Annotated in this window: 16 protein-coding genes; 12 read left to right on the plus strand and 4 right to left on the minus strand. The window is 57.2% G+C overall.

Going from position 1 to position 21,252, the window contains the following annotated elements; genetic code table 11:
• The first annotated feature begins 128 nt into the window (after nt 1-128).
• The 4 genes from Pan181_RS23505 to Pan181_RS23520 all read left to right on the plus strand — a co-directional run bounded on the left by Pan181_RS23505 (nt 129) and on the right by Pan181_RS23520 (nt 4,700).
• A complete protein-coding gene (locus tag Pan181_RS23505; RefSeq protein WP_145250988.1) occupies nt 129-1,022 on the plus strand; it encodes a hypothetical protein in 894 nt (297 codons plus the stop codon).
• Between the two features lie 117 nt (nt 1,023-1,139).
• Nucleotides 1,140-2,993 (plus strand): 2-oxoacid:acceptor oxidoreductase subunit alpha, encoded by a 1,854-nt coding sequence (locus Pan181_RS23510; protein WP_145250990.1) that lies wholly within the window; start codon nt 1,140-1,142, stop codon nt 2,991-2,993.
• Between the two features lie 128 nt (nt 2,994-3,121).
• Nucleotides 3,122-4,144: a 2-oxoacid:ferredoxin oxidoreductase subunit beta gene (locus tag Pan181_RS23515; protein ID WP_145250993.1), complete on the plus strand. Its 1,023-nt coding sequence runs from the start codon at nt 3,122-3,124 to the stop codon at nt 4,142-4,144.
• A gap of 58 nt (nt 4,145-4,202) precedes the next feature.
• On the plus strand, nt 4,203-4,700 hold the full coding sequence (locus tag Pan181_RS23520) for a hypothetical protein (protein WP_145250997.1): 498 nt from the start codon (nt 4,203-4,205) through the stop codon (nt 4,698-4,700).
• A 22-nt stretch (nt 4,701-4,722) separates the two neighbouring features.
• Here Pan181_RS23520 and Pan181_RS23525 read toward each other — a convergent pair whose 3' ends face one another.
• Nucleotides 4,723-5,829, minus strand: a complete 1,107-nt coding sequence (locus tag Pan181_RS23525) for a TIGR04053 family radical SAM/SPASM domain-containing protein (RefSeq protein ID WP_145250999.1) — start codon at nt 5,827-5,829, stop codon at nt 4,723-4,725.
• Nucleotides 5,826-7,301: a protoporphyrinogen oxidase gene (gene hemG / locus Pan181_RS23530; protein ID WP_197528637.1), complete on the minus strand. Its 1,476-nt coding sequence runs from the start codon at nt 7,299-7,301 to the stop codon at nt 5,826-5,828. The genes Pan181_RS23525 and hemG overlap by 4 nt, the downstream gene beginning before the upstream one ends.
• Before the next feature lie 350 nt (nt 7,302-7,651).
• Between hemG and Pan181_RS23535 the strand changes: the two genes are divergently transcribed.
• On the plus strand, nt 7,652-8,785 hold the full coding sequence (locus tag Pan181_RS23535; RefSeq protein ID WP_145251004.1) for a 2-aminoethylphosphonate--pyruvate transaminase: 1,134 nt from the start codon (nt 7,652-7,654) through the stop codon (nt 8,783-8,785).
• A 33-nt stretch (nt 8,786-8,818) separates the two neighbouring features.
• On the opposite strand, the gene Pan181_RS23540 is transcribed toward Pan181_RS23535, so the two are convergent.
• Nucleotides 8,819-10,063 (minus strand): AraC family transcriptional regulator, encoded by a 1,245-nt coding sequence (locus Pan181_RS23540; RefSeq protein ID WP_197528638.1) that lies wholly within the window; start codon nt 10,061-10,063, stop codon nt 8,819-8,821.
• 173 nt (nt 10,064-10,236) lie between these two features.
• Between Pan181_RS23540 and Pan181_RS23545 the strand changes: the two genes are divergently transcribed.
• On the plus strand, nt 10,237-11,541 hold the full coding sequence (locus Pan181_RS23545) for an aspartate aminotransferase family protein (RefSeq protein WP_145251010.1): 1,305 nt from the start codon (nt 10,237-10,239) through the stop codon (nt 11,539-11,541).
• On the opposite strand, the gene Pan181_RS23550 is transcribed toward Pan181_RS23545, so the two are convergent.
• Nucleotides 11,538-12,128 carry a phosphonate degradation HD-domain oxygenase gene (locus Pan181_RS23550; protein ID WP_145251012.1) on the minus strand — a complete coding sequence of 197 codons (591 nt, stop codon included), beginning with the start codon at nt 12,126-12,128 and terminating at the stop codon, nt 11,538-11,540. The genes Pan181_RS23545 and Pan181_RS23550 overlap by 4 nt on opposite strands.
• A 610-nt stretch (nt 12,129-12,738) precedes the next feature.
• Between Pan181_RS23550 and Pan181_RS23555 the strand changes: the two genes are divergently transcribed.
• The 6 genes from Pan181_RS23555 (at nt 12,739) to Pan181_RS23580 (ending at nt 21,249) form a co-directional block, all read left to right on the plus strand.
• Nucleotides 12,739-13,653 carry a PEP-CTERM sorting domain-containing protein gene (locus Pan181_RS23555; RefSeq protein ID WP_197528639.1) on the plus strand — a complete coding sequence of 305 codons (915 nt, stop codon included), beginning with the start codon at nt 12,739-12,741 and terminating at the stop codon, nt 13,651-13,653.
• A 119-nt stretch (nt 13,654-13,772) separates the two neighbouring features.
• On the plus strand, nt 13,773-15,422 hold the full coding sequence (locus Pan181_RS23560) for a hypothetical protein (RefSeq protein ID WP_145251018.1): 1,650 nt from the start codon (nt 13,773-13,775) through the stop codon (nt 15,420-15,422).
• 68 nt (nt 15,423-15,490) lie between these two features.
• Nucleotides 15,491-16,957, plus strand: coding sequence for a hypothetical protein (locus tag Pan181_RS23565; RefSeq protein WP_145251021.1), 1,467 nt, complete (start codon nt 15,491-15,493; stop codon nt 16,955-16,957).
• A gap of 94 nt (nt 16,958-17,051) precedes the next feature.
• Entirely contained in the window at nt 17,052-18,398 is a 1,347-nt protein-coding gene (locus Pan181_RS23570; protein WP_145251024.1) for a LamG domain-containing protein, read from the plus strand.
• 155 nt (nt 18,399-18,553) lie between these two features.
• Nucleotides 18,554-19,555 (plus strand): DUF1559 domain-containing protein, encoded by a 1,002-nt coding sequence (locus tag Pan181_RS23575; RefSeq protein ID WP_197529313.1) that lies wholly within the window; start codon nt 18,554-18,556, stop codon nt 19,553-19,555.
• Nucleotides 19,556-19,608: 53 nt separating this feature from the next.
• The gene (locus Pan181_RS23580; RefSeq protein WP_145251028.1) at nt 19,609-21,249 is read left to right on the plus strand and encodes a hypothetical protein; all 1,641 of its coding nucleotides are present in this window, start codon (nt 19,609-19,611) and stop codon (nt 21,247-21,249) included.
• Nucleotides 21,250-21,252 lie beyond the last annotated feature (3 nt).

A 21,252-nucleotide genomic window follows, 5' to 3' on the forward strand; every position in this document is an offset into this window, starting at 1 on the left:
TCGATCCAGGGGGGATGAACGGCGACCGCTTGCAGGTCGGCCCGAAGGGCGCTCTACTATCAAATGTAGCTGACTATTACGATCATAAGTGGCCATCCCCTGTTGGCCAATCCTCCGCGGTTAATCCCATGCCGGAAGCTGATTCTAAGAACCCGATTTCCCCCCTGGGAATCGAGGAATACATCGAACAGGGGCATTTCTTTCGTACACTGGGCACTCGGGTGGCCGAAAACATTCCCGCCCAGGACGTGCTAGCCGCGGTACGCGAGGAGACGCTGGCTACCTGCAAGCTGCCGATGGCCATCGATTTCATGCTGGCCGAGCTACGGCATGCCGGCACGTTTGCGACCGCCATGGCCAAGCTGCCTCACTATTTCACGCCGTTTCAGACGTATGTGATCGATCAGGCGGAGAACGAGCGGGGCCGATTTGATCTGCGCGTGGGACTGGCCGTACTGGCCCAGGAAGCGGAGTACCGCGCGGGACGCTATCACGAGACCGCCCCCACGCTGCAGGGACTCTTCTTATACCAGTTCGAAGTTTTATGCCGGAATCGTCTGGGATACGACCAAGGACTCACTGCCATCTCGGGCGACCCCGCCTATAGTGCATTGTGGCGGGAGTGGATTCTTACCATCCGACACCAGGTAGGCATGGTTGATATTGCCGATCTGCTCTACGTGCGGAGCGACTATTATCACCAACGTGCTAATCAATCGGGGCATGGCGATACCGAGCCGTCCGAGAAATCGGCACCCCTGTTTGGTGAGCGCGAAGGACGCATCGCCCTAGCGAACCGCCGCAAAGATCCATTGTTTCTGTTTGCTTCGCTCCACCGACAGTTGGGCTACCCTGAGGTACCGCGCCCAGTACTACGCGATCCGAAGGAAGATTTGCTACCGCAGATGGCTCGCCGGCTCGAGCAGCTTGAGAAACGCATGAAGCTCATGGAGGAGGAACAGCGAGGGGGCATCGACCTGACCAAGCTGTACGAACCTCCTCCCGAGTACCCAAGTCGTTAATCCCACCCGGCATATTTTGCCCAACAAGTGCGGTTCAACACCTGCCCGCCGCGCGTTACACTCACGGAATGCCCTCCGCTGGCATCTGTCAATCAGGCACTCTCCCCACTCAACATCATGTCGACTGCTACCGAAAAACCTAGGCAACAACTAGATGAAGCTACCGTTCGTTTTTGTGGCGATTCGGGCGACGGTATGCAACTCGCGGGAACCCAATTCACCAACACCTCGGCGCTAGCTGGCAACGATGTCGCGACGTTTCCCGACTTTCCGGCCGAGATTCGCGCCCCGCGCGGCACCAAAGCTGGCGTCAGTGGCTTTCAGATCCACTTCTCGAGCCGCGACATCTACACGCCCGGCGACACGGTCGACGCGCTAGTTGCCATGAATCCGGCCGCGCTGATCACCAACATCGGCGATCTCCGCGACGGTGGCATCCTCGTGTGCAACGAGAGTGCATTCGACAAGAAAGGCCTGGAACAGGCTGGCTACGCTTCGAACCCTCTGGAAGATGGCTCGCTGGAGCAGAGCTACAAACTGCACAAGGTCGACATGACCAAGCTCACCCGGCTGGCGGTCGAGGGCTTGGGACTCAGCCAGAAGGAAGCCGATCGCTGCCGCAACTTCTTCGCGATGGGCCTGGTGTTCTGGCTTTACGATCGATCGCTCGATCCGACGCTACGTTTCATCGACGCAAAGTTCGGCAAAAACCCCGACGTTGCCGAAGCCAACCGCCGTGCGTTGAAGGCTGGCTACAACTATGGCGAAACCGTCGAAGCCATCAGCACCCAGTATCACGTGGGCAAGGCCGACCTGACGCCTGGTACCTATCGCAACATCATGGGCAACACCGCCCTGGCTTGGGGACTAGTTACCGCGGCCCACCTGAGCAAGCGTCGGTTGTTCCTCGGTGCGTACCCCATAACTCCCGCTAGCGATATTTTGCACGAACTGGCGAAGCTTAAGAACTTCGACGTGCTGACTTTCCAGGCCGAAGACGAAATTGCCGCCGTCACCGCGACCATCGGGGCGTCGTTTGCCGGTGAGATGGCCGTGACCGCCAGCAGTGGCCCTGGTATCGCCCTCAAAGGCGAAGCCCTTGGCCTGGCGGTGATGACCGAGTTGCCGATGATCGTGATCAACGTGCAACGAGGTGGCCCCTCGACCGGTCTGCCGACCAAGACCGAGCAGGCCGACCTGTTCCAGGCCATGTACGGTCGCAATGGCGAATGCCCGATGCCGGTGATTGCGGCGTCGAGCCCCGCCGACTGCTTCGAAGTCGCTCAGGAAGCTTGGCGCATTGCCGTGGAGCATATGATCCCCGTCTTCCTGCTGACCGACGGTTACATCGCGAACGGCTCGGAGCCATGGCGCATTCCCGATGTCGGCAGCTTGCCGCGCACCGAGGTGAAGTACGCCGAACCGCTCAGCAACGGCGACGTATTCCATCCCTACGAACGCAACGAGCGACTCGCTCGTCCCTGGGCTCGGCCCGGCACCCCGACCTTGATGCACCGCGTTGGTGGATTGGAAAAGCAAGACATCACCGGCAACGTCAGCTACGATCCCGCGAATCACCAACACATGATCGAGACCCGGGCTCGCAAAGTGGAACTGATTGCCGATCACATTCCGCTGCAAGAAGTCGATGGCCCCGAGAGCGGCGACCTGCTGGTCGTCAGCTGGGGTGGCCCCTACGGATCGTGTGCTACAGCCGTGCACACCGCGCTCGCAGCTGGCAAGTCGGTAGCCCATTGCCACCTGCGATACCTCAATCCGTTCCCCAAGAATTTCGAGCAGATCCTTCGCAGCTATAAAAAGGTGCTCGTGCCTGAACTCAACTGCGGACAATTGCTCACCATCCTCCGCTCCAAGTTCGACATCCCCTTGGTTGGGCTCAACAAAGTCCAAGGCAAACCGTTCCAAGTGGGAGAGATCCTGGATCGCATTCACGCCGAGTTAGAAGGCTGAACAGCCACCACTTATTCTTGACGCCAAGAAACGATGGCAATCACTCTCACTTGAGATAGTCACTACCCCACTCGTTTCGCTTGGCGGCTTTGCGTCAACGAATCCCACACTTAACTCCCTGTACCATCATGTCCACCGATGCACTTCCGGTACTGAAACCAACCGACTTTGCCAGCGACCAAGACGTTCGCTGGTGCCCCGGGTGTGGCGACTACGCCATTCTCGCGCAGATGAAAAAGGTGCTGCCTTCGCTGGGAGTGCCTCGCGAGAAAATCGTGTTCATCTCCGGCATCGGCTGCAGCAGTCGATTCCCCTACTACATGAACACGTACGGCATGCACTCGATCCATGGCCGTGCTCCGGCGGTGGCCTCGGGCCTGAAGACCGTACGTCCTGACTTGCAAGTGTGGGTCATCACCGGCGACGGCGACGGGTTGTCCATCGGCGGCAATCACCTGATGCATGCGATTCGTCGCAACATGGACCTGAACATCATCCTGTTCAACAACCGCATTTACGGTTTGACCAAGGGCCAGTACTCGCCGACTTCGCTGCTCGGTGCGAAGACCAAGAGCTCGCCGATGGGAGCCATCGACAACCCGCTAAATCCCTTGTCGATCGTGGTCGGCGCCGAAGGCACCTTCGTCGCTCGCACGATCGATACGAACCTGAAGCATATGGGCAAAGTGATGGAGCGCGCCGCAGCGCACTCGGGCACTTCGTTCATCGAGGTCTACCAGAACTGCCATGTGTTCAACGACGGCGCGTGGAACTACGCCAAGGAACGCGACGAAAAGGAAGACAACGTGCTGGAGCTTGAACATGGCAAGCCGATGATCTTCGGCAAGAACCGCGACAAAGGCATTCGCCTGAATGGCCTAGAGCCGGAAGTCGTGGAACTTGGCAAAGGTATCTCGGAAGACGATTTGCTATTCCACGACGAGCGAGCTACCGAGCCCAGCCTAGCTTACCTGCTGACTCGCATGCGACATCAAGATGGCTTCCCCGAACCGATCGGCGTGTTCCGAGCCGTTGAGTCTCCGCAGTACGACGACCTGATCAATCGGCAGATTGAGCAAGCCATCGGAACCCAAGGCCCTGGCGACTTGGAAAAGCTGTTCCATTCCGGCGACACCTGGACCGTATCGTAGCGGATTGCAAGGTTAGCCTAGAACAAGTAATCGGATCGTTATCTAAAGGGGGGATACGATGGCATCTGCCGATGTGCGCTTACCTCGCAAGCATCGCGCTCAATTCCCTGATCGATGCGTGCAATGCAACGCAGACCATCCTGAGAGCTTAGTGACGATTTGGACCAGCACCCAAGGCTGGTGGACATTCATCACGCTTTTCTGGGGCAAACCAGTTCGTATCGTCGCACCGGTTTGCCCGGGCTGCCGGTGGCGGTTGCGACTCGGGCGCTGGGGAGATGGGCTGTTGATCTGGGCCGTCGGCCTAGCAGTCATCTTCACTTGCATGCCGTTTATCGAACCTCACGTGCCAAGACCGCTAGCAAAGTACGCGGTACTCATTCCGTTTATCATCTGCCTGGTCCCCTATATTATTTGGAAGACTTACTGGCCTCCTGCGTTTGATGTCACGGCTTACGAAAAGTCGATTGATTACGAGTTCCGCAGCCTTGACTATGCAATGGAGTTCTGTGATCTCAACGAAGAGGTCGTTGAAACCGTCCTTTATCCTGAATAGCGTGCGCAGGCAGACCAACTTCCTACTGTCCGATGGCCGCGTTCCAGGCAATGAGCTCGCCATCCCCCGCCGGCTGGTGCTGGCAATCGGGCTCTTCGGCCAGTGGATTGCCGGTGACTGCAAAGGCTCGCGACCGGCTTCCCCCACACACTGCGCGGTACTCGCACATGCCACATTTGCCGACCAGTTGATCGTGATCGCGGAGCGAAACAAAAGTCGGATGATTCTGGTAGGCGTCGACCACCGACTGCTCGGGGAACTTGCCACAGGATAGTGGCAGGAACCCCGCAGGGAAGATCTGACCGTCGTGGGCGACGAACATAATGCCTTTGCCATCGCGCACCCCCAAAGGTGCCCGGCGACCATGGCTGTCGCTCCGCCCTGCGAGCGGATCGCCCTGCTTTTGCATCACAAAACGGCGATAGTGCGGGGCCTCGGTGGTTTTGATCGCGTACGGCTGCTCTTGAGTTTGCCGCCACAACAGCTCGAATACCTGCTCACACTCTTCGGCCGTGAGTCGTTGCTCTTCCACGCCTCGACCGACAGGAATCAAAAAGAACACGGCCCACATCATGATGCGATGCTTCGCCAGTTGATCGGCCAAGGCGATGAGCTGCCCGACGTTTCGCTTGGACACTGTGGTGTTTACCTGCACTGGCAAGCCGAGGCGCTTCGCGTCTTCGAGCATCTCGAGCGTGCGGGCGTAACTACCGCTCCAACCTCGAAACGCGTCGTGCGTTTCCGCATCGGCACCATCCAAGCTTACGCCTAAGCATCCAATGCCGGCCTGCTTGGCTTGCGACAACGCGTCGTACGTCGCCAGCGGGGTGGCCGACGGGGTTAGCGCCAGGCGGAGACCTTTGTCGCGGGCGTAGCGAATCAGCTCGAACAAGTCGGGCCGCTTCAGCGGATCGCCCCCGGTAAACACCATGGTCGGAGGTTTTGGGAAGCTCGCCACGTCGTCAATCAACGCCCGAGATTGATCAAAGGTTAGCTGCCCCGGGTGGGCTTCCGGCTGAGCCGACGCCCGACAATGCTGGCAAACCAAGTCGCACGCCTGCGTGACTTCGTAATAGAACATCAGCGGACTGGTTGCAAAATCGGCTTCCGAATAGTCGGTAGGTATCATGTGGTTGCCCCGGTTTGCGCGGTCTGGCCCGACGACTGTGGTTCATCGGCTTCCAGCTGTTCTACTAAACGCTCGGCAGTCGACTCGGCAGTATGAATGCAATGCGGAATGCCAACCCCGTGCAATGCAGCCCCTGCGAGCTCAAGTCCATGGTGCTGAGCGACGAGCTGCATGACTTCGTCAATCCGTTCGGCGTGCCCCACGTAGTACTGCGGCATCGACGACTTCCACTGCTTCACGATGGTCGCTTGAGGTTTGGCCGTGACTCCCAGCAGACTAGCGGCTTCGTTGCAGGCCAAGTCTTGCAGAGCGGATTCATCCAAGTCGACCAGTTCCGGCTTCAATGCGCCGCCGAAAAACAAACGCAGCACGACCGAACCATCCGGCGCCCGCCCGGCATACTTCACGCTGCTAAACGAGCAAGCTTGTAGCGGGCGACCTTCGACGTGGGGTACTACCATGCCAGAGGCATCGAGCGGATGCGGAACGTCGCTGCGATTGTACACCAATTGCACGATCGCACAGCTGGAGTACTCGATACCTCGCATGATGTCGGCGATTCGCGGCTCGATTTGGTCGATGATCGCAGCGGTTGCTTTCGCCGGAGTTGCAACCACGACCGCATTGTACTGCTCGGTAAAGCTCGAATGGCCCTCGCCTTGCTGAATGGTTAGCTGCCAGCCGTCGGAGAGTTTCTGCGCCGACTCGACTCGCGAGCCAAGCTGCACCGCGTCGCCCAGCTTCTCGGCAAGCGTTTCGATGATCCGCCCTAACCCTCGAGCGGGAGCGACAAACACACTGGCCGGCTTACCGTTCGTGGCAGGCGGAGCCTTCTTTTTGGCGGCTTGAGTCGCTTTGATCAGGCTGCCATGTTCGGCCTCCATGCCTGCAAACTGCGGAAAGCAGGAGCGAAGACTCAGCCGCTCGGGATCGCCCATGAAGATGCCACCTGCGAGCGGCTGCACAATCCGCTCGAAGGCTTCCTTGCCAACCCGACGACGGGCGAAATCGGCTAGGCTTTCGTCACTCGGATCGGTACGGCGGGCAACCAGACGCTCGGCAGCCAGGCGCATCTTTCCCCATGGTGACAAAATCGGCGTGGTCACGATCGGCCACATCCGCTCGGGGGCCATGATCGCGAGCCCCTCGGGCATGCGTGTCGCGCGGCCGCGATGCACCGTGTACACTCCACGGGCGGCCGCTTCGGTGCCGATGAGCTCCCCTTCCAGGCCTAGTCGCTTGCACAATCCAACGCCCCAAGGGAGCCGGCTCAAAATGCTGTCGGGGCCTAGCTCGAACGTGAAGTCGTCTTGCCGGCGGGTTTGAATCACGCCGCCAGGGCGATCGTTGCCTTCGTGCACGACAACGCGCCAGTGCGGTTTTAGTTCTTTCAGCCGCCAGGCGGTTGCCAGTCCACTAATCCCTCCGCCGACGATGGCCACGGAGCGACTTGTTTGATCGTTGTTATTCATACCTACTATTGTCGACCGGCGCTCCGCCTTGAAAAGGGCTACCATCGCTTGCGTAGTTGCCGAAATGTGGATAGCAAACGCCAGATTTCAGCATTGGCGAAACACGATATTTTCGAGCGTAACGGGTCACTTGATCAACTCATTTGGTCAATTTCGTCGCGCGTTCACGCAAAGTTTTTTTGACTCGCCGCGAAATCGAACCCCCATCTTGGCGGTGCATCTTGCGACATTTGGTCGTAGTTCTAAAAATCGATCGTAGAAGCAACATTTGGATGTACTCGCCTCGCACCAGGGCGATTACAATCGCCACCTCACACCTATGTCCCCCCGACATCCGGAGCCAGAGAACCATGGACGCGTGGGCTGATAACGACTACTTACTGCTTACCCCCGGCCCCCTCTCCACCTCGCCGACCGTGCGAGCGGCGATGGATCGCGACTGGTGCACCTGGGACGATGATTATAACGTCGGCATCGTCACCCCGATTCGCGAACGACTGGTCGAGATCGCAACCGCAGAACATCGCGACCAGTACTCCGCAGTGCTCATGCAGGGTAGCGGAACCTTCGCGGTCGAGTCGATGTTAGGCACACTGATTCCCGAAGAGGGCAAACTGCTAGTGCTCGCCAACGGAGCGTATGGCGATCGCCTGGCGAAGATTGCCTCGTACCTGAAGATCAACCACCTGGTGCACAACAGCGGCGAACTCGCTCCCCCCGATCTTGAGCAACTCGAACAAGCACTGCAGGCGGATAGCGACATCACGCACGTCGCGTTGATTCACAACGAAACCACCACCGGCATGCTCAATCCGCTGGATGACGTCTGTCGGATCGTCAAACAGTACAACAAAGTGATGCTGCTCGACTCGATGAGCGCGTTTGGTGGCATCCCCTTCGACGTCGGCGAGTTAGGCATCGACTGCGTGGTATCGTCGTCGAACAAGTGCATCCAGGGGGTTCCTGGCTTTGGATTTGTGATCTGCCGCATCGATCTGCTGCAGCAATGCAAAGGCCGCGCCCGCTCGCTGTCGATGGATGTGTACGACCAGTGGATCACCATGGAGCAAGGCAACGGCAAATGGCGGTTTACCAGCCCCACGCATGTAGTTCGGGCTTTCCACCAGGCTTTGCAAGAGCTCGAAGCCGAAGGGGGCGTGCCCGCTCGCTACGCGCGGTATTGCGGGAACCAACAGGCGCTCGTCAAAGGCATGGAGAATCTCGGCTTCCGCAGCCTTCTCCCTCACGACTTGCACAGCCCGATCATCACCGGATTCCTCGATCCAGAGAGTGCCGACTACAACTTCCGCGAGTTCTACGCACTGCTCAAGTCAAAAGGCTTTGTGATTTACCCAGGTAAAGTGACCAATATCAACTCGTTCCGCATCGGCACCATCGGGCACGTGTTCCCAAGCGACATCGAACGCCTGATCGACGCGGTGGAGAGTTCGATGTACTGGCAGCAAACGCTCACCACGACCTAACTCTGCAGTCGGCAACCGAAGATGGCTGACTGCTTAGCCGCGCGCATCGGGCGTGATCGGTGGTTTGCGATTGGCGAATCGCTTGCGAAACTCCGAGGGGGTCGCTTTGAACTCACGTCGGAATGCGCGGGTTAAGAGTTCAGGGCGATCGAAGCCGCATTCGTTGGCGATTTTGGTTACCGACCACTCGGTATCACACAGGAACTCGAGCGCCTTCTGTACGCGGACGCGGCGAATCTCGTCGCGTGGGGTACGACCAAGGTAACGTCGAAAGCCAATCTCCAGCGCCCGTCGACTCAGGGGGATCTCTTTCAGGATGTCGCGAATCGTAATCTCCCCCGCGTAATGCTCTTCGATGTAGCGAATCGCCTCAGCGAGCATTTCGTCTTCTACGGCCACTTTGTCGGTCGACTGACGGGAGATGATGCGAGCCGGCGATAGCCGAATGTTGCGAATCTCGCCAGCATAGCCTGAGAGTTGGCGATCGAGCATTTCAGCCGCATGAAATCCGACTTCGTGCGCCGACTGATCCACGCCCGACAACGGTGGCGACGAAACTCGCGAACAGAGTTCGTCGTGCTCACCGCCGAGCACCGCGATGTCGTCGGGCACCACGATTCCCGATTGGGCACATGCTTCGGTCACCAGGCGACCAAGCAGATCGTCGAACGCGAGTAGCGCAGTCGGTCGCGGAAGTTGCTTGAGCCACTTCCCGAGCTCCATAAGATAGTGTTCAGTATCGAGCCTGGCGAGTTGCTCGAAATCGCCATTGAATTGAGCACAAGCAAAACCATTTTGCTGCAACTGATCGACAAACGACTTCCCCAGACGATCATAGTAGCCAGGCCGTGTGACTGAAGCGCAATAGGCGAACTGCCGATGCCCTTTCCCCAAGAGGTAGCGGATGGCCATTTCGGCGACCTTCTCCTCGTCGCAGGTGCAAGTCGGAATCAGGTTTTCGCCAAAGCGAAACCAGGAGACATTCACTGCGGGGATTTTGCGGGCAATGATCTGCTCGGCGAGATCGGGATGATTGATCCGCGCAATGACTCCATTGCCCACCCACGACTCCGGCAGCATCAGCCGATCGTTCTTGCCACGGTGCTCAAACGAGAACAACCATTGCTTGTGTTTCGCTTTGGCGTAGTCGACAATGCCTTCGATCAATCCTGCTCCCCAAGTGGTGGAGGTATCGATCAGCAGTGCAATACGTATCGGTTTGACCCCGTGCCTGGAGGTCGAGAAAGAGTCGTTCGCAGCATTCGGCAGTGTCATCATGCTCATTGGTGTAACTTCCCCCCTCTAGTTTTGTCGTGACTCACTGCGCAAAACTTCCCGCAGATTGCGTCAGGGCCCTTCAGACAAGGTATAACGTTCCCGTGGACGTCGATGACGATTGTATTCACCGAAGTTAAGATTTCGCGAAAACATCAAACTTCTTTTAAAAACCCATGAACAATATGACCTGGAGTCGTAAGGCACTCACGTATTTCCCTGCTGGAAGTAACGGGGAATTTAATCTCCCCAGCGATCTGGCGACCGTGGTTTCACATGGTGAGGGATGCCGACTGACGACCGCCGACGGGCGGGAAATGCTCGATTTCTCCATGGGTTGGGGCTCGGTGCTGGTGGGCCATGCCGATGCTCGCATCGTGGGCCCTGTCGCCAAACGACTGCTGCAAGGCACCAACTTTGCCACCGTGACCGACGCCTCGACTGAACTTGCCGAGCAGATCATCGCAATCAGTCCTGCCTGCGATCAGGTACGATTCTGCGCTTCTGGTACCGAGGCCACGATGTACTGCTTGCGACTGGCCCGCGCGGCCCAGGGAAAACGCAAAGTGCTTCGTTTCGAAGGGGCTTATCACGGCGCCCACGATGTCGGCGTCACCAATCTGTTCCCGACCGAGCGGAACGATCCTCCTCAGCCGCGTCCTTCGAGCGATGGACTTACCGCCCACGAGAATGGTGGGGTCCTCGTCGCCCCGTTCAACGATCTGGAGATCACCACAAGAATCATCCAGGAAAACAAGCAGGAACTCGCCGCGGTGATTGTCGAACCACTGCAACGCTGCCTTCCCCCTGCAACTGGTTTCTTGGAAGGACTTCGGCAAGTCACAGCAGAGTGCGGAGTGCTTCTTGTTTTCGATGAAGTGGTGACCGGGTTCCGCTTAGCCCTCGGTGGAGCCCAAGAATACTATGGAGTGGTCCCCGATTTGGTCGCGTACGGCAAAGCACTGGGCGGGGGACTGCCGATCGGCGTATTCGGCGGTCGCGCTGATCTTATGGAGCTAGCGTCCGAGAGCCGCCAAGGCTCCGATACCTACGTATGGACTGCCTCGACCCTCGGCGGAAACCCCATCTCCTGCACAGCGGCCTTGGCGACACTCAATATCCTGCGAGATCCGGCGAGCTACGAGCACTTGCACACATTGGGCAAATACCTTCGTCATGGCATGCGTAGCGTGATCGACCGGCTTGGCGTCCGCGCCCATGTGCTAGGTGATGGTCCTCTAGCCCAAATCGCGTTTACTCCGTCGATGCCGCACGATTACTGGTCGAGTCAGCACGAAGACCGACAACTCGCCCGGGATCTCATGCTGCAGCTGTTTCGGAGTGGAATTTTCTTGAATCCGATGGGGACCAAGCTGTATCTGTCGCTATCACACACCCATGCAGCGTGCGACGAATTGCTGAACAAGCTCGAAGAGTCGCTCGACCAACTCACCAATACGACCGCCGTCGCTGCCAGTTAACTCTGCGGTTCGCAATCAACGACAACTTGCTGCACGTAGTCGAGAAAATGCTCGATGGGCGGAGTTTCTAGGTTATCGATCTTCGCCAGATCGTCCCATCGCCGCAGCCGAAGCGACGCTTTAAAATGAGGATTCGCCCGGTAATCTTCGCATTCCTGGTCGCTCATCGGTCCACCCTGAAGCTCAAGACTCTGCTTTGAAGGGGCACTCAACGACTCCCAATAGCCATCTTCGGCCGTGCAGAGGTAACGCTTCGCCTGTACGTGCAAACGCACGGGCTCTAGCACTTCGGGCGGGAAACGCGACTCAAGCCATTCGAAGGCGAGTTGCTCGTGCAAATCGTCAATGCCGTTGTCCGGAGCATCGTCAGGCAAGTGATGCAGTAGATGCCCAATGTCGTGCAACAAAGCCGCGGCGATGAGCTCGCTTCCGGCCTCTTCTTGTTCAGCCAACCAGGCAGCTTGCAACCCATGCTCCAGTTGCGACACGTCCTCTCCACCGTATTGCGAATCGCCATTCAATTGAAACAACCTGGCGATTTCAGCCACGGTATCCACTCCACATCGAGGTACTTCGTTCGTAGACATCGCGGCCTATTTCTTTCGTGGTTTCTTGCGGACACGCACCAGTTTGGTGCGAAAAGTAGTCCACATATTAAGCTCCATTTCGTGCTGTAACACCCCCGTTTTCTGAAAAACGATAAGCCACCTCGGCGATGTCACATCGAATTTGTTTCTCTGCGCGGAGCAACCTTAGCGCTGTGCGAAGAAATCCCTCCTCTTGCGCAACGCATCAAATCGGTTTCCCTTGCTCGTGGGATTTCGCATCCCTTTTCTGAAACCCAATCAAACCCTCATCCCTTCTTCACAATCGCCCTCCATCATGTCGCCAACGACAAGCGAACGAAAGATTCCAAGACTACCCAGGCTCACCATTCTTTCAGTTTCCGCGAAGGGATCGTGCTTCTCAGGGAAACAGCTACTGGTTTGCGCGGAACGTGTGGCAGCAATCACCCTGCATACCTGACTCCATTGAGGTCTCTGTTTCGAATTGGCACGCGAATCTGCTGCGACGGGGAGTATGCGTGAGAGGGTAGTCGAGGGCATCACGAGCCGGGTTTGTTATCTGGCGCAATTGGCACGTTGCCATACCTGTGCGTTTGAGTTTTTCAACTTTTGGATTCGCGAGGGTTTACTAATGATGAAGATATTTGGACTCGCTGCAGCAGCTCTCTGCTGCGTCGGCAATGCTTTTGCCGGCACCTACGTTCCTCGGGCCGATGACAGCATCGGTGGTCGCATCGAATGGGAAGAATGGTCGTTCGTCAATTCGACCTTCTGGGTCGATGCCGACAACCAAGGCCGTGATCAGTTCACCAAAGCTCAAGGCGTATTCGCGGTAGCGGATCCCGACGAATGGGACGACTCCCGCGGTCCCGCCGGCATGGGCGCTCAAGGTCCCAACGGCGAAGACATCGGCTACAACACTCAGCTGATGTCGCCGACGTTCGATGTGATTGGAACCGACATTCTCACTATTAATTTCGACTACTCTTGGCGTCCCGAAGACACTCAACAAGCCTTTGTGCGAGTGCAGTTCGACGACGGCAGCGACATTGTGCTACTTGACCTGAACACTGGTAACTCGGTCGACAGCGACGACCCATTGGTCAATCTCGACCTGAACGCCAACTACAACGACTTTGTCGAAGTGCCCGCTACCGCAACGACGGCTACCCTGGCATTCGAAATGGTCGACGCTGGTAACGACTGGTGGTTCGCGGTGGATAACATCTCGGCCGAAAGCCTGTTCAGCAGCTCGGTGATCCTGAGCGAAGACTTTGAAAGCCTGGCATCGGAACTCGGTCCTGGATTGGACGAAGTACGAGAAGGTTCGATCGAAGCCGACGTAATTGGTTGGACTCAAACTCCTCCCACAGGCTGGATGATAAACACCGACGACTTCGTGAGCACTGGCCCCATGGGTTCCACACTCGGTGCTACCGGCGTGTACGGCATCACCCGCGTGCCCGAGCCCTCGACCTGTGTGCTGGCTGGTTTGGCCATCCTTGGCTTGGCTGCTTTCCGTCGCAAGCAAGCAGCAAGCCGGTGAGCCTTAGTAGTGATTCAGTCCCTCGTTGTCTCGGCGTCTGATGCTCCGAGGCAACGAGGTCTTCTAGCCACTCGATTGATACCACCCGTTTCTTTAAGAGCATTCCACCGAGATTGAACATGATGCGTCCTAGTATCCTGAATAGCTTCGTGGCAATGCTTGCCTTGTTGCTAGCAAACACACTTATCTACTCCACGCTGTATGCAGCGAACTCCATCGGCATCAACTTCGTCGGTGGACGTCATTCGCAAATCAACGTGGAAGGCAAGACACAAGCAGAGATCAACGCTCTGATTGCTGGATTGACCGAGGATCAGAAGGTCTACAACCCTAACAACCCTACGGCCTACTTGAATGGCCATGAAGTCACAGGCATGGCCGGTGTTGGCGACTTCGCTCAGACCAATTGGAACAATGTCGCTCGGTACACCGAGACGCTCAACGAAGGCACTTATGGGGCCGGAGACGATCCGAGCCTGCCTGACACCAATGGCTCGCAGACAGGGTTTATCACCTCAACCGGTACCACGATTCCTGGCATGACCGTCACCTGGGAATCCGAGAACTCCTATCAAGCAGTCAACAACAGCATCGAGAATGAAGATGAACACTTGATGGAAGGCTATCTCGACATCTCAGGGCGAGATCGCGACATGACCGTCAAGATGACTGGCATTCCCTACAACAGCTTCGATCTGGTGGTCTACGTCGGATCCGATGGTATCGACGGCCGCATGGCTTATATCGATGTCAATTATCCAACTGACTCCAACAGCGACGGCATCGACGACGGTATGGATGGCGTGGAAGGGCCCTACAACGACAGCGGGTTCTACTTTGTCCCCAACACTGGCAAAGGCATTTTCACTGGGCCTGATGATTACCTGCAGATCAATGCTAAGTCGATGAATCAAGCCGATGCACAGAACGGGGCCAATTATCTACTGCTTCAATCGGTGGCCGCGATGGGCGACGACAGTTCGCTTTCCATCCGCATCGAAGGCATTCGCGACCGCAGCAATGCAGGCATCCATGGCATTCAGCTCATCGAAGCCAACGACTTGACGCTGCTCGTTGATACGGTGACTGGCGAAGTCGCCCTGCAGAACGCCAGCCCTGCTTCCTCGATTGACTTCGATTTCGATTTCTACCAAATCACAAGCGAGTCAGGCGCCCTCAGTCCTACAGGTTTCCGCGGCATGGCGGATCAAGACTACGAAGGCAACGGCCCGACCGGCACCGGCAATGGTTGGGAAGAGATGGGGAGCCTCAGCGACACCTCGATTCAAGAAGGTTACCTGTTGGAGAGCACCATGCTCACGCTGGGAGAAGAAATCCGTCTCGGAGCAGCGTTCACCCCAGGTGGTGCCGAAGACCTGGTATTCCGGTACAAGACGGCTTCGGGGGTGACTCGCACCGGCAAGATCATTTACGGCGAAAATGTTCTCTCCGCCGAACCCCTGTCCGGCGATTACAACGGCGACGGCATCGTCAATCTCGCCGACTACACGGTTTGGCGCGACTCTCTTGGCTCCACCACCGACCTGCGTGCAAACGGCAACGACACCGGCGCCAGCCAAGGCGTGGTCGACATGGCCGACTACCAGACTTGGAAGACCAACTTTGGCCAGACAGCTGCCGCCGGCTCGGTGCAAACAGCAAGTGTCCCCGAACCCTCGACCGCCTGCTTGCTAGTGCTGATGGGCATAGCCTGTGCGGTACGCAGCCGTCGGTCCTCAATGCAGGGCAACAACGACTCGCACGTTTAGCCTGCTTACCACAAACAATCATCCATTGACTACTCACTGAACCAATCACTTACAGGATGCCACCTTCAATGCGTACTCAGCAGCGACTCCATATCACATCCCTGGCGTTCATGATTCTCATGGCGGCGACCTCCGCCTTTTCGCAACAGCTGTTGTTCTCCGAAAACTTCGACTCCATCGCCCTCGGCCCTTCGGTGGACGAAAACATCGTGGTCTACGAGTTCTGGTCGAACTTCGATACCAACCCAGGTTCGTTGCCTGGATGGGCGATCGACAACTCCGAAATGCCCACCGGCGGTGTTACCGAATGGCGTGGCTGGGCCTTCACCGATCCCGACTTGTGGGCCATCACCGACCTGCAAGCCCGCGGGCAATTCCAGAAGGGTGAAAACGTGGTCGCCGTGGCCGATCCGGACGAATGGCATGATAAGAGCCCAGGCGACGGTTACTACACCACTTTCATGAGCACCCCCGCGATTAGCGTCGGATCAGCCACCGAAGACACCCTGAGCCTGCAGTTCGATAGTAGCTGGCGACCAGAAGGTTTCGACGACACGATCGGTGGCAGTTTCCCATCCGGCACAAACAATCAGACCGCTGTGATTCGCGTTGCCTACAACGGCGGCGACTACGACACCGAGGTCATGCGTTGGGACTCCAACGTCGGTGGTCAGTATTTCAAGCCCGATGCAACAAATGAAACCGTTACCGTAGATATACCGCTGCCTGCTGGCACCTCGAGCATTTCTCTCGAGTTTGGCATGGAGCAGGCCCGCAACGACTGGTGGTGGGCAATCGACAACATTGGTCTCTACGACGGTGACCCAACACTGTCGCTCGTCGTCGATCGCGACACTGGGGCCATGACCATCGAGAATGGCACCAACGGTGCGGTTGATATCAAAGGCTACACAATTACTTCCGAAGCAGGGGCATTGGATCGCGCCGATCAGACCAGCCCTATGTCCAGCAGGTACTCTGGCTGGATTCCCTTCGGTGGCAACTCCCCCAAGAACGTTGTTGGCGAAGGTCACCTTTCGACCTATTCAATCGCAAATAATGCAAGCGAAACCATTGGCAATGTCTGGCAGAAGTTCAGCATCGAAGAGGAAGACATCAACTTCACCTATCTCGATGGCAATGGAGAGGTAGTCGAAGGCATCGTTCGGTTCGAAGGAACTTCGCAAACCACTCCTTATTTACTAGGTGACTTTGACTTCAGCGGTGGCGCTCCAGATGAGCTCGACTGGCCTACGATTCGCGACAACTTCGCTGCCGATCTGTCGGGCATGTCGGAATACGACGCCTATGTTCATGGCGATATCACCGGCGACGGAGCCAACGACCTGGCCGACTTCATTGAGTTCAAGCGCATCTTCGTTGCCGCCCACGGGTTGGAAGCCTTTCAAGCAATGGTCTCCGGTGCAGCTGTGCCCGAACCATCGACCTTCGTACTCGCTTCGCTCCTGACCATCGGCCTGGTGTTCAAAGGTCGTATCATCGGACGCAAACGCTCGCAACACGCTGCTGTGTAAGTGATGCAGCTCACGAGCAATCCACTCCATAATTCCTACAAAGCCACCCCTGAGTTCGGCACAACACGAACCGCCACTGAGGAGCTAACCTTCGATGCGATATTCACACGCCCTGCTATTTAGTATGGTCTGTTTCTTGACGTCGGCCATGGCCGATGCTTCGACCGTTGACCGCTGGTATCGCTTCGGCGACGAGGGTACCACAGGTACCTTGGACAGCGCCGGCGAGTTTGATGGTTCTGGCAATCCCATTTTCGATCAGCCTGAAGTCCTATCGTTCGCCAACCTTGGCTCGGTGCTCGGCACCTCGCAACCAACGTACGCCGCTGCAGACGATCGCCCCGACCTACCTGCCGGATCCACCGGCAACATGGCCGCCAGCTTCGATGGCGATCGCGACATGTTCGGCACGGTCAACCTGAACTTCCCGCAATCGTCGTTTTCGTCGGTGCTGAGCATCAGCGACGCCGGTGCCGGCCCCTACGACTACTCCGGCGTTAGCGACCGATACCTGCAGTTCTGGGTCAAACCTGCCAACGCTACCTCGACTCAGGTATTGGTGAACGACACTCAGCAACATGGTGTCCGCATACACGATGGCAAGTTCTCGATGCGATATGCCGAGACCGATTTCGACTCCGACGTGGAAGTCGAAGTTGGACGTGGAAACTTCCCTGGTACGAATGTCGACAGCAACGGTTGGTACCACATCATGCTGCTGACCCAAGACAACCTCTACGAGCGTGGCAGCGCTACCCTCTACGTCGATGGTGTAGCCGTTGCCGCAATCGCTGGCGACTACCAGATTCAAGGCGAAGTAGTCGACACCGGAACCACGCTAGGTGAACCAGTGGTGATCGACGACTACCCCCTCTCCATCGGCGGCGGTGCCCGCGCCCGTAACGTTAGCGGCACCATCCGCTACCTGGTTCGCGAAGCCGATTATTTCGAAGGCCTGATCGACGAACTCGAAATGGGCGTGATCGGCTTCAATCGTAACGACGAATGGGGCGAGTTTGATTTCGCCACCGAGAACCAATTCGCCCGTGAGATTGCCTTCAATGGTGTCGATCCTGCCGACGTAAACCTCGATGGCATCGTGGCCGGCGATGGCACCGGCCCTGCTTCTTCGGACGACGTGACCGCGTTTGTCGAAAACTTCTTCTACGAAAAAACCATCGATAGCATCCTGGCCGGTGGCGACGCCGACGAACGAGTACCCGTGCGGGTTGGCGACGTCACGACTCGTGCCCTCGGCGACTTGAACGTCGATGGCATCATCGACCTAGCCGACTGGTCGATCCTCAACGCGGCCGATCCCTCGATGGGATCGCTCGTGCTCAACAAGCTTGGGGTCTCAACAGTGCCTGAACCAGCAAGCTGCGTTTCGCTTGCCTGCATGTTGACCATGCTTGGTTTCGCTGCTCGGCGTTTCCGTTAATCGCATTTTAGGTACGCGTATCAACGTGGGCGGGCCATGTTGATATGCCTTCATGGATAGTGAAAGGGTTTGGTGGGTTTATGGATTTTAAGCGTTCTACAGCGGTTAAGTCGCGATTAGCAGGCCGAAGTGCACACGCCTTCACGCTTGTTGAGTTGCTGGTAGTGATCGCCATTATCGGCATTTTGGTAGCTCTGTTGCTGCCTGCGGTACAGTCGGCCCGCGAGTCGGCTCGGCGTGCCCAATGCCAAAACAACCTCAAGCAACTCGGACTCTCGATGGCCAACTACGAGTCGGCACGTCGGTCGTATCCGCCGGGAGCTCAATACGCGGAAGGTAGCTTTTGGAGCTTTCACCTGCTCCCTTACTTGGAAGAAGCCAACGCCAAGGAGTTGATCACCATCAACGAAGGCGATGGCCAATGGGCCTTCAATGGTGGTAGCTACACCACCGCCGACCTGGCAGGCCCTCCCTATCAGAACGTTCAATTGCTCGAGACCGTGTTCAGCGTGATGCGTTGCCCCTCAGCGGCATTGCCGCAGCACCAATTCGATGGCACCGCCGACCCGGGCTGGATCGTGCAGCGACGAGTGCCTGGTTCGTACCTTGGTTGTGCAACGGGACTCATTCGCTTCCAGGACTCTCCCACCAAGGGGCGGAAGCTCTGGATGGCCGACGGGGTACTGTATCCCGTGCTCTTTAACAAGAACGATCCTCTGGTGAAACTGCGGAAGATCACCGACGGACTCTCGAATACGCTGCTCATTGCCGAAACAGTACACGACGCGGATGAACAAGATCGCATCGGTCGTGAAGCGGAAGATCCCGAAGGCGACCATAAAGACCATTGGTATATCGGCAGTGACGACATGGATACCAATAAAGGTAGCGATACATCCGAAGGCCTAGGCTCCACGGCCGTCGGCATCAATCTGCACCTTTCCGACCCCATGGCTTGTAAAGAGAAGTCGGCCCTGCCCGGCTCGACCCGATGCCATGCTCTGCAACTGTCGTTCTCTAGCGAGCATCCAGGTGGTGTTCAGGGAGTTTACTGCGATGGTTCGGTGCATTTTATCGAGGAAGACATCGACGCTAACGCTTGGCGCGACCTTGGCACCCGCGCTGGTCAACTTCCCGAATTGCCCGGCGGTTTCTAAACCTCACTGCTAGTTCGACAACTTTGCTTGACCACTCTCACTCGGATCGATCCATGTCGCGCACCCTTGTATTCACCATCTCCCAACTCCTAACCTTCGCAGCGATGTTTTGCTGTGTTGTTGCAGATGTTCATGGCGATGCCATTGGCATCAACTTTATCGGTGGGCCTCACTCGGGAGGCCCTGATGGTCCGTGGATTGAGGGAACGGATCGATTTGACAATCCGATCGTCAACCTCCTCGATGGTGAAGTACTCGGCCCGAACGAGACCGATTTGAATTGGACCCCCGGCACCGACTACAGCTTGCTGATGAATCGGGCCGGGGTGGTAGCTCAGGCCAACTGGAACAATCTCGCCCCTTGGAGTGAGACCGCCAACTCTTCGAACGGGACACCGAGGGCCGATAGCAGTAAGACGGGGCTTACTTCCGACGAAGGGACCTATTTTTCGAATACTAAAATCGCTTGGGAAGCAGACAACAGCTGGTACTCTCGCAATGGCAGCACGGTCGATGCTTCAGGCAATCCCTGGCCAGCGATCGACGATGGCGATGAAGCCTTGATGCAAGGGTATATCGACGTATCGTCGAGCGATGCCGACGTCACGGTTCAACTGACGAACCTGCCATTCCCGAAGTACGACGTCTACGTCTATATCGGTTCGTCAGGCATCCAATCGGATGGGCGGATTTCGCGAGTCCGACTCTACGACTACGAGTCGCCCGCAACGATGCCGAACCTGAGCGACGCACTTTTCTACAACACAGACGGCAACGACATCCCCGCCGACGAAGACGACCTACTCACCGACACCTACGTGCTATCCAATACGGGATCGGGGTTCTTCGAGAGTCGCTCCGACTATCTTCGCGCAACTGCCACTTCGGAATTCGAAGCGATGAATCGTCCTTCGAACTACGTGAAATTCGAGAATCAGACCTCTAGTGATATTCAAATTCAACTCTACCGCGACCCCACCTACGGCAATATGGGCCTGGCGGGCATTCAAATCGTCGAGGCCAAGAACCTCGATTTGGTGATCGATCGCAACTCTGGCTACGCCGAGATTCGCAACCCGAATGATATCCCCATCGACATCGACTTCTATCAGATTCTCAGTGAAAGCGGCGGAATCAACCTCGACGCGATGCTCACCCTTGAAGAACAAGACTACGAAGGCAATGGAGCTAGCGGCACCGGCAACGGTTGGGAGGTGCTTGGCGATTCGACTTCATCGAAGGTCTCCGAAGGCTACCTGAACGGCAGCACGCAAATTGCTCCCGGCGAAGCCATCTCGCTCGGCTATCTCTATAACGGCAACGGCACCGAAGACATCCGCCTTCGCTATAACGATCTGAACAGTGATGTAAAAAACATTGCCGCGGTGTACACCGATTTATTTATCGCGGGCGATTTCAACCAGGACGGCCTGGTCAACCTCGCCGACTACACTGTTTGGCGCGACACGCTTGGCTCTACGACCGACCTGCGTGCCAATGGCGACGACACCGGCGCCAGCCAGGGCGTGGTCGACATGTCGGACTACCAGATTTGGAAGACCAACTTCGGCATGCAAGCGGGGCTGTCATCGGCCGAGTCTCAGTCGGTTCCGGAACCCCACAGCGTTTCGCTGATGGCCCTGCTGGTCGCTACCGCCATGGCAGGTCAGCGTCTACACACCTCCAGAACCTAGAAC

It is taken from the genome of Aeoliella mucimassa (genome assembly GCF_007748035.1).
Lineage (GTDB): Bacteria > Planctomycetota > Planctomycetia > Pirellulales > Lacipirellulaceae > Aeoliella > Aeoliella mucimassa.